This is a genomic window from Pseudoalteromonas sp. Z1A6, assembly GCF_011378745.1.
Lineage (GTDB): Bacteria > Pseudomonadota > Gammaproteobacteria > Enterobacterales > Alteromonadaceae > Pseudoalteromonas > Pseudoalteromonas arctica.
Genome location: NZ_WTKW01000110.1, coordinates 1 through 12307 on the forward strand (window position 1 = coordinate 1; position 12307 = coordinate 12307).

A 12307-nucleotide genomic window follows, 5' to 3' on the forward strand; every position below is an offset into this window, starting at 1 on the left:
TGAGAGATCAGCTTAAAAAAATTATAAAAAAAGCCAAAACGTTAGTTTTGGCTTTTACTTAGCAAGTTTGTATGTGTAGTAAATAGGTTATGCGCCTGGGCCACATTCCATACATGAATTTACAATGTCTGGGCCAAATTTAAGTTTGGCATTTAAGTCGCGAAGGGCGGTACGTAACCCTTCTTCAATTACTGGGTGGTAAAATGGCATATCAAGCATTTCTGGTACGGTCATTTTGTTTTGTACAGCCCATGCTAGTAAGTGAGCGATGTGTTCGGCTTGTGGGCCAATAAATTCTGCACCTAAAAATAAACCTGTACCTTGCTCTGCGTATACTCGCATATGACCTTTGTTTTTAAGCATTACTCGGCTACGACCTTGGTTTTCAAAGCTGACTTCGCCTACTTCAAAACAACCGCATGGGCCTAATCGGTCAGTAATTTGCTTGTAGCTTTCGCCTACCATTGCTATTTGTGGGTCGCTAAATACAGCTGCAATTTTAGCTCTGCGCAGACCTATACGTACATCTGGGAAGCGCCCTGCATTTTGACCTGCAATAGCACCTTGGTCTGATGCTTCGTGTAGCAGTGGTAGCATGTTACTTGCATCGCCTGCTATAAATATGTTTGACTCACCACATTGCATTGTGTGCGTGTCTGCGTGCGGTACGCCGCGTTCATCAAGCTCAATGCCGGTGTTTTCAAGGCCTAGTTTATCTACGTTAGGTACTCGGCCTGTGGCTGCAAGTACGTAGTCAAACTGTTCGGTGTGTTTTTCACCTTGTTTGTCGGTGTAAGTTAGCTGTGCTTTGTCGCCAACTTGCATCATGTCAGATACGTTTGAGTCGGTATCTACAAAAAATTCTTCAGCAAAAACAGTATTTGCATAGTCTTTTACGACTGGATCTGTAAGTGGGCCAATTGCGCCGCCTACACCAAATAGTTTTACATTTACGCCTAGTCGGCTAAGTGCTTGGCCAATTTCAAGACCTATTACACCAGGGCCAAATACAGCGACTGATTCTGGTAGGTCATCCCAATCAAATACGTCGTCGTTTATAATAAGTTTGTCGCCAAAGTTATTAAATACGCCAGGGTACGAAGGGCGTGAACCGGTGGCAATTACAAAGCGTTTTGCTGTAATAATTGTGTGGTCGTCTATTTGTATGCGGTTTGTGTCTAAAAATTTAGCGTAACCACGAATTTTATCACCATCTGGTAATTCATCTACGGCTTCTACTACGAATCCTGCAAAACGATCTCGTTCACTTTTAACGCGTGCCATAACTGCTTTGCCATCAATGATAGGCTTTGAGCTATGAACACCAAATGCAGGAGCCATTTCAATTGCGTGTGCAGCTTCTGCGGCTGCAATCAATAACTTGCTTGGCATACAACCAACACGTGCACATGTGGTGCCGTATGGGCCTGATTCGATCATTAATACATTTTGTGTGAACTGTTTAGCATTACGATAAGCACTTAAACCAGCAGTGCCTGCGCCTATAACAACAACATCGGTTTGCAATTCTTTCATAGTATTTTTTCCTCTAATAAATAGGGGCATAAAAGCCCCTATTTTTTACCTACTAACGTTAGGTATTTAATTTACTTATTAATTAAGCAAAGTATTTTTCTAAGTCGTCTGAACCACCGATGTGTTTACCACCAATGAATATTTGTGGAACAGTGTCACGACCAGATACAGCTTTTAGACTTGTTAGTGATGCGCCTGCACCCATAACAATCTCTTCATATGCGAAGCCTTTTTCTGCAAGAAGCTCTTTTGCTTTTTTACAGAAAGGACAGCCAGGTTTAGTAAAGATGCTTACTGGTTCTGGTTTAGCTTGCTTAGGGTTGATGTAATCAAGCATTGTGTCTGCGTCTGATACTTCAAACGGGTCACCTGGTAAATCTGGTTCGATAAACATTTTGTCAATCACGCCATCTTTAACAAGCATAGAGTATCTCCAGCTGCGCTTACCAAAGCCTAGGTCGTTCTTGTCTACTAACATGCCCATGCCGTCAGTAAATTCGCCGTTGCCGTCTGGTAATAAAGTAATGTTTTGCGCTTCTTGATGCTCAGCCCATGCGTTCATTACAAAGGTATCGTTTACTGATAAACATACAATTTCGTCAACGCCGTTTTGCTTAAGTACGCCTGCTAATTCGTTGTAACGTGGTAAGTGAGTTGATGAACATGTTGGTGTGAATGCACCTGGTAGTGAAAACACTACAACAGTTTTACCTTTAAAAATGTCATCTGTTGTTACTGATTTCCAATCGTTATTTTGACGAGTTGCAAATGTAACACTTGGGATTGTTTGACCTTCAATATTGTTTAACATAATTTTTGTTCCTCTTGATTTGTTGATAGCCATTATGGTGAATAATTAAATATAGTTCCAATCGTTTGTTTGTATTAAACTGATAGTTATAAACTATCACGTAGAGCTGAATATGAACTTAAAAGATTTTGAATATGTAAAAGCAATAGCGCAATATAAACATTTTCGCAAAGCTGCCGATGCATGTTTTGTAAGCCAGCCTACATTAAGTGGCCAAGTAAAAAAACTCGAAAATGAGCTTGGCGTTACTCTGTTTGATCGCTCAACCAAGCAAGTTACCTTAACAGCTAAAGGTGAACGTTTGTTGACGCAAATAGAGATTATTTTAGAACAAACGCAAATACTCAAAGAACTTGCTGCTACTTCTAACGAGCCTCTACAAGGTAAATTAACTATTGGTATTATTCCTACCATTGCGCCTTACTTGTTGCCTGCGTTACTAACATCGATGAAAGCGGCATTTATTGATAGCCAGTTTTCGTTTATTGAGATGCAAACAGCAACAATTTTAGAAGCTTTAAACAAGGGTGAACTCGACTTTGCTATTTTAGCCGATGTGCCAGAGCTTATTAATTACCATACGGTTGCTTTATACAAAGAAGATTTTTTAGTGGCGGTATCACACGATAACGCGCTGTCTAAGCATAAAAAAGTAGCGCTGAGCGATCTTCAAGGATGCAGCCTATTAATGTTAAGTGATGGCCATTGCTTTAAAGATCAAGCCCAAAAGTTTTGTTTTTCTGCAGGAGTCGATGTATCTAACCAGTATAAAGGTAATAGTTTAGAAACATTATTAGCGTTAGTGGCTATGGATGACGGTATTACATTTGTACCAAAGTTGGCATGTACCGACCGTGTAGGGATTGATTACTTGCCTATATTCCCTAATCAGCAGCGTAATGTGGTGTTTGCATGCAGAAAGCATTATCCGCATTTATCTGGTGTAGAACAATTGGGCGAGTGGTTATCGGCTCACCCTAATTTAAAAGCTAAATTGAGTAAAAAACTCTAAATATCTTGGCTGATTATTTCTACTACATCGTTAATTTGCACGCCAGGTAGCGGTTTGTCATCAATACTGACTGCTACTGCGGTTTGCTGATAAAGCTGCTCTACGCGAATTTTATTAAGCGTGGTGATGGTGTGCGGCATAACATTACCTGCCGCGTCGGTTAAATAGTTATGGTGCGCAATGCTTAGCATTTGGCCTTTTTTTAACCCATGAGCTTTACCCAAGTTAATAACGATTTTGCTATTTTCCATATGCATTATTTTACCTTGAGTAGGTAAACACGCCATGGCTGCTTGAATGTCATAACTTACTGTTTGGTTGATATCGGTTATGCTTTGCCCATAAGGCGATTGCCAAAATCTATCACTATTAACATCAACTATGGTTGTTTTTTCAAATGGCCAAATTGCTTGAGTATGGTAACTATTTTGCCAAAGTTGCTCATAGGTAGTGCCATCAAACAGTGCAAACTCAATGTTGTAACTGCGCTCATACGCCTCGTCTTGCCAAAATGCATAATCGTTATTGAGTTTGTCGCTAGTCGAAAGGCTGGTTATTTGGCTAAGCAGAACATATTGAGCGTTACTGCGCGAAGATATTTCTTCTAATTGAGCATTTGAATAGTCGTGCTGCTGCGAAAAGTATTTATCAACGCTTATTGCATTATTATAGTAAGCAATAGGCACTGCGCTCATTTTTGATTTTTGTAGGGAAGTAAAAATATTTTTGCTAATCGCTTTGCTTACGTCAAATATTTGACCCATTTTGGCGTGTTCACGATGCACTAGTTGGCTTTGTGTAACGGCCACAAACTTATTAAAGCTATTTTGTGGGCATTGCTCTGTTTGAGAAAATATATCGAGTCGTAATGTAATAGCAAATTTATTGTCGTATTTATTTTCGCTGATCAGTTCAATTTTTTGAATCTCGCCGTGGCTGCTAATTTTTAGCTGATCTTGCATTAACACGCCATCTACCAAGGTTTGTACAGAGCTAACCCGTGCGCCAGAGAACACTAGCGCTTGTGTAATCGCATCTTTTATAGCGGCTGATTTAGCTGCGCTCGTATCACCATTTTGAACGTTCGCATGGCCTGTTGATTCATACCACTGCGCTTTAGTAAAAGGGGAGAACGTTAATAATGCCGTTGCACTTAACCCTACAAATGCCAATGATAAAAACGACTTCATACTTTTACTCCAATTAAACGTTAGCTATTAACTAGGTAGAGCAAGGACTGTACCAATGTTATTTGGTAATTATTAGTAATGCTATAAATGGCATTAAACGTGCATATGTACTGCTAATTACTATACAAGGGCTAAATGCTATGCGAGCAATTTCATTACTTATTACACTTGGGTGTTTAACCTTAGGTGGTTGTAGCAGCGTTTTTGATAAGCATGTTGAATATAAATATGTAGAGCCAAATAATTACCCCGTTTTAAAAGCGATAGGGTATGCACCTATTAGCTTGCAAAAAGGCGCTAACGCGTCGCAAAAACAACTTATGGCAATTAAGGCTTCTAAGCTTGAGGCTTACCGCGAGCTTACTGAGCAAGTATATGGGCAAAAAATTACCGCCAGAACAACGGTGGAAGGTTCAATTGCTCAAGACGATTACTTAGAAAGTAAAGTGCAGGGGCTTATTAAAGGTGCACAAATAATTAAAACTTACGCAGTAGATGACACTTACGTGACCGAGCTTGAGCTTAATATGAAGCGTGTGCACGATTTATACATAGGTGAAGTAAAACCACGCGAAGTTAAAAAAGTAACTTATTACTAAATAGCCCAGTTAATTAAAAAAGTTATTCAAAATATCTCATCCTCTTATATTGAGTGCTATGCTGTTGTTAGGATTAATTTTTAAGCAGATTGCGTAGTGCTCAACAGATGTATTTTATTGCCACTTATATTAACAGTGGCTCTGTAAATGGCGTTTAAGCCAACTTATTTAAATCCTAAATTATTTATATGGTGCAAAGCCAATTTGCGCTACCTATTACTGTTTTTTGTACTCTCTAGTGGTGTGCTTGCAAGCCGACTAACTATTCAATTTAATACCTTTATTGAGCTGATGGGTCAAAAATATGGACCTGCGCGAGCGGCTGTTGCACGTAACTGGCAAAGTATGTTGGTACAAACTCAAAACAAACCAGAGCAACAACAAATTCTTATTGTTAATGATTTTTTTGCGCGTAATTTACGCTATCAAACTGATATTTTGCTATGGAAACAAAACGATTATTGGGCAACCCCTTTAGAAACGTTAGGCAGAGGCCTAGGTGATTGTGAAGATTACGCAATAGCAAAGTATATAAGCTTGAGAGCCCTAGGGGTGAGTGACGACAAGTTACGCCTTATTTATGTAAAAGCAAAAATTGCGGGCACTAACAAAACGCAAGCACATATGGTGTTAGGTTATTTTGCTACACCAAACGCTCAGCCACTTATTTTAGACAGTTTAATAACAAAGGTTTTACCTGCTGCAAAACGTGTAGATTTAAGCCCTGTTTTTAGCTTTAACAGCCAAGGTTTATGGGCTAATAATTCAACCAAAAGTGTAGCCAGCCCAACAGCAAGACTTTCACGCTGGCGTAAAATTTTGGAGCAGACAACCAAAGAAGGAGTTATGTGGTAATGGCATCATTTTCCTTATCTAAGTACCTTAAAAAACGAAAAATAACACTCAGGCAAGAGCTGTGGATTGCATTATTAATTGTTATTTTTGTAGGCTTTATAAGTAGTGTTTTAATTAGCACTAATTCGGCTAAAAGTTATTTTTCGACCCAGCTGTACTTAAAAAATGTAGATAACGCCAGTTCACTCGCGTTAATGATCAGCCAATTAGACAAAGACCCCGTTGAGCTTGAGTTATTAGTATCGGCCACATTTGATACCGGTCACTATAAGCGAATCGAACTACAAAACCCTAATGGTGAGGTGATTGTTAAACGCACGTTTACCGATGAGCTTAAAGCGACGGCTCCGCAGTGGTTTAGAGCAATGTATGGATTAAATGTACAGCCAGGGGTTGGGCAAGTAAATGATGGTTGGCAGCAGTTTGGTACTTTGTTTATAGAAAGTCATAGTCAATATGCTGAGCAAGCCTTATGGGAAAGTGCGCTTAAACTATTTTTTAGTTTTTTAATTGTCGCTTTTTTTGCTTGTATAGTTAGTGCTTACTTTTTAAGTAGGATATTAAAACCACTAGATGATGTTGTGTATCAGGCTAATGCATTTGGTGAAAAACGTTTTATTAAATCGAGCGTTCCGCGCACATTTGAGTTTGCACGTTTAGTGCAATCAATGAACCAATTATCTACCCGTTTTAGCCGTATTATTAAAGAAGATAATAAACGTTTAGAAGAGCTTAGATTTAAATCGCAACACGATGAGCTAACTGGTTTAGCAAATAGAGAATACTTTGGTGCAACGCTTGAGGCTCACTTACAAAAATCGAAAGATCATGCCCATGGTGCCTTGTTTTTATTTAGGGTTGTTAACCTCGATCGCGTAAGTGAGGAAGTGGGACGAGTAGAAATGGTTAACTTTCTACGTCGATTTTCACAGATGTTGGTTAGCTTCTTAGAGAGCAATCAAGAACACTTTTCTGAAAATTACATTGCACGTATTTCTCACAGCGATTTTACCGTTTTATTTAGTGATATTGATGATATTCAAGCAATCAGTGAACGTATTTTATTGATGCATCAATCGTTTGTTGAAGAGTATAAAAACGTTAAGCTAGCGATACCTCACAGCTGTACTTATATTCAAAAAGACGACACGCGATTTGATGTATTAAAGCGCGCGGATGAACTTTTAAAATCATCGGGTAAACAATCTGATGTACAAGCAAAAGTAGCTCAGATCAAGCAAGAAAGTGAGCTGTTTGATAATGCAACTAGCTGGAAAAATGCCATAGAAGAGGCACTCAACAATAATAATTTAGAAATAAATACTTACCCAGTAACGAGCTTTACAGGGCAGGTAATGCAAAATCAATTAGGGTTGAGCCTAAAGCTTGGTGGGCAAGTATACCGTGCTAGTTACTACTACCAGTGGGCTAACCGATTAAAGTTATTAGCGCGTTTAGATTGGGGTTTAATTAAGGCGTTGGTGGCTCATTATAGTATTGAGCCACCAAGTGAACTGATTTCGGTTGAATTATCTGCTCAGACGCTACTTGATGATGCTGCACTTGCTTCGATTCTTACGTACCTTTCGGCGTTTCCTGATTTAGCCTCTAAAATTTGTTTTGATATTCGTGAAAGTATTGCCGTTAGCGAAATTGAGATATTTAAAGATTTTTGTGAGCAGGCTCGATGTATGGGCGCTAAGGTAGCATTAAAACGTGTGGGCCCTAAATTTACTAAAATTAATAAAATTCAGGAATTTGGTCTTGAAATGATTAAGGTTGATAGCGTTTACGGACACAATATTAGTTACAGCCTAGATAACCAAACATTTCTGCGAGGAGTGTGCACGTTAGCGCATTCTATTGGCATTAAAGTGGTGGCTCAAGGTGTAACAAGCCAAGATGATATAGATACGCTTATTAACTTAGGTTTTGATGGGGTTATTAAAGAGTAAGTAATAGGCATTAACTGTGCGGTTAATGCCCTTTTACAACTAACATTAATTGAATTCGGTCGCGAACTTTTAGCTTATTAAATATAGAGCTCATATGCTCTTTAATTGTGCGTTCTGTAATATTTAAAGATTCTGCAGCTTGCTTATTAGTTGCACCTGTTACAACAATATCAACTACTTGACGTTCTCGCTTTGTGAGTACATCAAGCTCGCATGTGCTCGCATATTTAAACGGTGTATTTGATAAAGCTCCTACTAAGTTAGATAGTAATTGCCCTGGTAACCATATTCCGCCGGTACAAATTGTCTCAAGTACTTGTTCAATAATTACTTTAGTAGCAAGTGCTTCTACGTACCCCCTAGCTCCTGCTTCAAGCGCACTTCTTAGTTGATTTATTTCTAGTTCGTTGGTCATAACTATAACCAGTAAACGTTGCTGAGAATACTTTTTAACAAGCTCAAGCCAATTAGGTGTGCCGGCCAAAACCCAAATAATACTTGATGCCGTGACTCTGTGTGGTTCTTTTGTGAATATCAAACAACCAGGAAACGCTGTATGCCAGTGTTTCGATTCAAATTCAGGCTGTGTAATAAAAATACTTTGGCGCATTACTTCTCCATTTATAAAATGTTTTAACGCTCTGTCATTGCTTGCGATGTAGCTCTAAGAACCGGTTTTAAAATATACTCAAGTACGGTTTTTTTACCGGTAATAATATCCACTTGAGTGGTCATTCCTGGAATAATAGTCAGCTCTTTTGAAAAATTATTTTTGGTGGTTTTTAGCTGCACCAAATAAAAGGTGTTTTCGCGGTCATCCGTAATTGTATCGGCACTTATATGTAATACTTCGGCTTCAAGGCCACCATATACGGCAAAGTCGTAGGCACTAAATTTTATCATTGCAGATTGCCCAGGGCGTAAAAATGCAATGTCTTTAGGCGGGATTTTTGCCTCTACTACAAGTTGATCGTCAAGCGGGACAATTTCCATAACATCACTACCTGGCTGTAAAATACCGCCAACAGTATTAACTAATAATCGTTGTACAGTGCCTTTAACAGGAGAGCGTATTTCAGTTTGAGTTACTTTATCGGCTAAGCCAGATTCAGTTTCTTTAATTGAATCTAGTCGCAGTAGCGCTTCGGAGAGTTCATTGTTCCAGCGGTTAATCATAACGAGCTCAACTTCGGTTACCTTATTTTTAGCTTCGTTAATGGCCGAAAGACTCCTATTTATAACTGCTTTGGTTCTGTTTATCTCGCCGTTTAAATCAACTATTTGGCGCTCTAAACGAATAATATCTATATCCGAAATAGCACCGGTGCGTAATAATGGGCGGGTCACTTTAAGCTCCCTGTTTGTTAAGCGTAGCGCGCTGGTATGCTGCTGAAGTGCCGCTTTTGCTTCAATATAATCTTGGTGTCGCTGCTCTAGTTGGCGTTTGTGAATACTTACCTGTTGCTCCAACTCTTGGCTGTTACTCAAATAAAGAGAGCGTTCGTGTTGAACCACCTGAGGTGCGTTTTTTATAACATCTTCGCTAAATATGAGTTCTTTTTTTTGAGTAAGAGCTCTGAGTCTTGCAACTTTTGCACTTAACGATTCAACCTTGGATTGATTTTCTCTAAAGCTAGAAATAAAGCGGGTAGGGTCTATTTTAATGAGTACATCCCCCTCGTTTACTATTTGGCCTTCTCGGACATTTATTTTTTCGACCATACCGCCGTCATAAGATTGAATAAGCTGTAATTTATTAGAGGGAATAACACGGCCCTCGCCACGAGCAACTTCATCCAAATTAGCAAAGCCAGACCACACAATAAGGCATATAAACGTTAAACAAATTAGATAAAGTAGTAACCTAGCGCTTGCTGGTTCCTGCTGCATTTTTTCCCACTGTGCATCTACTACCCAGTCTTGAGTATTTGGCGGTGAAATCCATCCTTTAAATAGTTTATTAAATACGGATGGCTTACCTTGTTTTCTTGCTTCTATTGCTTTGCTAACAGATTCAAAAGAGCGTTGTTCAAGTGGTTTTTTGTTATCACTCATGAGGCTTGCTCCACGGTTTTATTATTTAACGCCGCAATTACTTTTTGTTTTGGTCCATCAGCAACTACTTTTCCGTTATCTAAAACTATAATACGGTCAACAAGCTCGAGTAATGATGAGCGATGAGTCACTACAATTAGGGTTTTATCTTTAGAATAATTTTTTAAATTGTTAATAATTTTACTTTCACTATTGTGATCTAGCGATGAAGTTGGCTCATCTAGTAATAGTATTGGTGGGTCGTTAATTATGGCTCTTGCCATACCTACAGCTTGGCGTTGCCCTCCTGATAATTGGCGGCCTTGCTCGCCTACTTGTAGATCAAATCCGTCTGGGTGCGAATTAATTAAATCAAATAATTGGCTTCGCTCACAGGCTTCAATAATTTGCTCGTCTTTGGCATGCCAAGCGCTTATCGTAAGGTTGTCTTTTAAGGTCCCATAAAACAGGGCAACGGTTTGCGGTACATAACCAATATTATGGCGAAGCTCTGCAGGGTCAATTTGATGTATATCGTTATTGTCCATCAAAATTGCTCCTGAACAGGGTTCATATAGCCCTAAGATAAGCTTTTCTAATGTACTTTTACCTGAGCCATTACGTCCTAAAATTGCGACTTTTTCACCAGCTTTAATTTTAAAGCTAACGCCGTTGAGTGCATTATGAGATTCGTCAGAGTATTTAAAACATACATCTTTAAATTCTATATCGCCCTTTAAAATAGGGTGGCTTAACCAATGCTTACCAGGTGGGCGCTCGACCTCTTTTTCCATAATCTCATTTAGTGACTGCATTGCTATTGCGGCATGATGATATTGCGCTAAAACAGCGGCTGACTGCCCAATAGGGCCCATAGCACGAGATGATAATAAGTAGGCTGCAATTAATCCGCCTTGAGTTAGCTCACCTTCAATAACGAGGTGTACGCCTATTATCATTATTATCACGCCTACACATTGCTGTATCCACGATGCTGTATTTGATATAGAGCTAGAAACGAGTCGACTTTGTGCGTTTACTTGCGCAATGTAAATGGTCGACTTTTCCCATACAGATTGTGTTTTACACTCTGAGTGAAAGCTTTTTACATCTTCAATGCTGGTTAAACTTTCTACTAATACTGCATTTCGCATTGAGCTTGCTTTCATTGTTTGCTCTGAAAGGGCTTCAAGTTTGCGGTGTGCGGCTATAGCGTAAGCTAATAATATAAGTGCGCCCGCTATAATGGGTAAACTTAGAGGTACGCCAATAATGGCGATAACAATTAAATATAAAACTACGAATGGTAAGTCGACTAATGCGACAAGCGTTATGGAGCTAAAAAAGTTACGTACAGCTTCAAATGATTGAATATTGCTAGCAAAGGAGCCAGCTGATGATGGACGGTTTTTTAGTTTCATACCTAATACCCGCTCCATAATTACAGCCGATACTTTTACATCTATTCTGCTTGCAGCAAGCTCTACAAAATAGCCTCTTACTAAGCGTAAAACAAAGTCAGCAGTGAGTGCTATCAAAATACCAATGGCAAGTACCCAAAGGGTTTCTGTTGCATGGTTGGGCACTACGCGGTCATATACATTCATTACAAATAAAGGCATGGCAACCGACAAAAAGCCCAACGCAATAGCTGAAATAATTACGTCTTTATAAAGTGAGCGGCACTCTTTAATTACTCCCCAAAACCATCCGTCTTTTGATAGTTTTTCAAGTACAGGTGTTCGCTCATCAAATGCAAATTCTGGTTGTGCATAAATAATTAAACCAACACTGTTGCCTGCTAATTCATCAATGCTTTGTTCGATAACTGATTCGGTAAGCTCTGGGTAAATTACACTCACCAACTGCTTATCGTAATCAATAGAATTAATAACACAGGCTTGATTGTCTTTTAAAATTAAGATGGCAGGTAGCAGTGCTGTATTAATTTTTTGTAGTGGCTTATTAACTACTTTCGATTTAAAGCCAATGCGCTTAGCTGCGCGCGAAAAACCTGATGGAGTAAGATTTCCATCAGTTAGAGGAAGTCCATTTAATAGTGCTTCTCTTGAAAACTCTTTATCATGATGGCGACATAAAACTGCTAGGCAGTCAACGAGTATGCCACCGTGATCAAGTACATCGTTTAATTCCATAAACCATCCAATGTTATGTAGAACTGCATGCGGTTGTTACTACTAAACCTAAACTCGAGAAATAAATTTAGCTTAAATATTTCAAGCCGAGTTTAGGGTCTGTTGATCTTTCAGGTTAAATTTGCAGCAGTCTGTTTGGTATTTAGGCAAGGCAGAGCC

At 39.1% G+C, this 12307-nt stretch carries 10 protein-coding genes; 4 read left to right on the forward strand and 6 right to left on the reverse strand.

Going from position 1 to position 12307, the window contains the following annotated elements; all coding sequences use genetic code 11:
- Positions 1-87 precede the first annotated feature (87 nt).
- Together GQR46_RS08925 and GQR46_RS08930 are read right to left on the reverse strand one after the other, a co-directional pair.
- On the reverse strand, positions 88-1536 hold the full coding sequence (locus GQR46_RS08925) for a dihydrolipoyl dehydrogenase (protein WP_039484710.1): 1449 nt from the start codon (positions 1534-1536) through the stop codon (positions 88-90).
- An 82-nt stretch (positions 1537-1618) separates the two neighbouring features.
- On the reverse strand, positions 1619-2347 hold the full coding sequence (locus GQR46_RS08930; RefSeq protein WP_010553231.1) for a glutathione peroxidase: 729 nt from the start codon (positions 2345-2347) through the stop codon (positions 1619-1621).
- Positions 2348-2459: 112 nt separating this feature from the next.
- Here GQR46_RS08930 and GQR46_RS08935 point away from each other — a divergent pair, with 112 nt between their 5' ends.
- Positions 2460-3359 (forward strand): LysR substrate-binding domain-containing protein, encoded by a 900-nt coding sequence (locus GQR46_RS08935; protein WP_010553232.1) that lies wholly within the window; start codon positions 2460-2462, stop codon positions 3357-3359.
- Here GQR46_RS08935 and GQR46_RS08940 read toward each other — a convergent pair.
- The gene (locus GQR46_RS08940; protein ID WP_165740750.1) at positions 3356-4549 is read right to left on the reverse strand and encodes a flagellar assembly protein FlgT; all 1194 of its coding nucleotides are present in this window, start codon (positions 4547-4549) and stop codon (positions 3356-3358) included. The two genes, GQR46_RS08935 and GQR46_RS08940, sit on opposite strands and share 4 nt — an antisense overlap.
- A gap of 140 nt (positions 4550-4689) precedes the next feature.
- On the opposite strand from GQR46_RS08940, the gene GQR46_RS08945 reads away from it, so the two are divergent.
- From GQR46_RS08945 to GQR46_RS08955, 3 genes are all read left to right on the forward strand, one after another.
- A complete protein-coding gene (locus GQR46_RS08945) occupies positions 4690-5148 on the forward strand; it encodes an LPP20 family lipoprotein (protein ID WP_165740751.1) in 459 nt (152 codons plus the stop codon).
- A 147-nt stretch (positions 5149-5295) separates the two neighbouring features.
- Positions 5296-6003, forward strand: coding sequence for a transglutaminase-like cysteine peptidase (locus GQR46_RS08950; protein WP_007583156.1), 708 nt, complete (start codon positions 5296-5298; stop codon positions 6001-6003).
- The gene (locus GQR46_RS08955; RefSeq protein WP_165740752.1) at positions 6003-7958 is read left to right on the forward strand and encodes a LapD/MoxY N-terminal periplasmic domain-containing protein; all 1956 of its coding nucleotides are present in this window, start codon (positions 6003-6005) and stop codon (positions 7956-7958) included. The genes GQR46_RS08950 and GQR46_RS08955 overlap by 1 nt, the downstream gene beginning before the upstream one ends.
- A gap of 22 nt (positions 7959-7980) precedes the next feature.
- Here the strand turns inward: GQR46_RS08955 and GQR46_RS08960 are convergent, their stop codons facing one another.
- The 3 genes from GQR46_RS08960 to GQR46_RS08970 are packed head-to-tail and all read right to left on the reverse strand — an operon-like array spanning position 7981 to position 12148.
- Positions 7981-8568, reverse strand: a complete 588-nt coding sequence (locus GQR46_RS08960) for a response regulator transcription factor (RefSeq protein WP_010553236.1) — start codon at positions 8566-8568, stop codon at positions 7981-7983.
- A gap of 23 nt (positions 8569-8591) precedes the next feature.
- Complete coding sequence (locus GQR46_RS08965) at positions 8592-10013, reverse strand: HlyD family type I secretion periplasmic adaptor subunit (RefSeq protein ID WP_165740753.1); 1422 nt, start codon at positions 10011-10013, stop codon at positions 8592-8594.
- Positions 10010-12148 carry a type I secretion system permease/ATPase gene (locus tag GQR46_RS08970; RefSeq protein WP_165740754.1) on the reverse strand — a complete coding sequence of 713 codons (2139 nt, stop codon included), beginning with the start codon at positions 12146-12148 and terminating at the stop codon, positions 10010-10012. Before GQR46_RS08970 ends, GQR46_RS08965 begins: the two co-directional genes overlap by 4 nt.
- Positions 12149-12307: the final 159 nt, after the last annotated feature.

What these genes read in the sequence shown, in the direction of transcription:
- GQR46_RS08925 (WP_039484710.1), bottom strand. Translation starts at nt 1,536, where the DNA reads ATGAAAGAATTGCAAACCGATGTTGTTGTTATAGGCGCAGGCACTGCT.
- GQR46_RS08930 (WP_010553231.1), bottom strand. Translation starts at nt 2,347, where the DNA reads ATGTTAAACAATATTGAAGGTCAAACAATCCCAAGTGTTACATTTGCA.
- GQR46_RS08935 (WP_010553232.1), top strand. Translation starts at nt 2,460, where the DNA reads ATGAACTTAAAAGATTTTGAATATGTAAAAGCAATAGCGCAATATAAA.
- GQR46_RS08940 (WP_165740750.1), bottom strand. Translation starts at nt 4,549, where the DNA reads ATGAAGTCGTTTTTATCATTGGCATTTGTAGGGTTAAGTGCAACGGCA.
- GQR46_RS08945 (WP_165740751.1), top strand. Translation starts at nt 4,690, where the DNA reads ATGCGAGCAATTTCATTACTTATTACACTTGGGTGTTTAACCTTAGGT.
- GQR46_RS08950 (WP_007583156.1), top strand. Translation starts at nt 5,296, where the DNA reads ATGGCGTTTAAGCCAACTTATTTAAATCCTAAATTATTTATATGGTGC.
- GQR46_RS08955 (WP_165740752.1), top strand. Translation starts at nt 6,003, where the DNA reads ATGGCATCATTTTCCTTATCTAAGTACCTTAAAAAACGAAAAATAACA.
- GQR46_RS08960 (WP_010553236.1), bottom strand. Translation starts at nt 8,568, where the DNA reads ATGCGCCAAAGTATTTTTATTACACAGCCTGAATTTGAATCGAAACAC.
- GQR46_RS08965 (WP_165740753.1), bottom strand. Translation starts at nt 10,013, where the DNA reads ATGAGTGATAACAAAAAACCACTTGAACAACGCTCTTTTGAATCTGTT.
- GQR46_RS08970 (WP_165740754.1), bottom strand. Translation starts at nt 12,148, where the DNA reads ATGGAATTAAACGATGTACTTGATCACGGTGGCATACTCGTTGACTGC.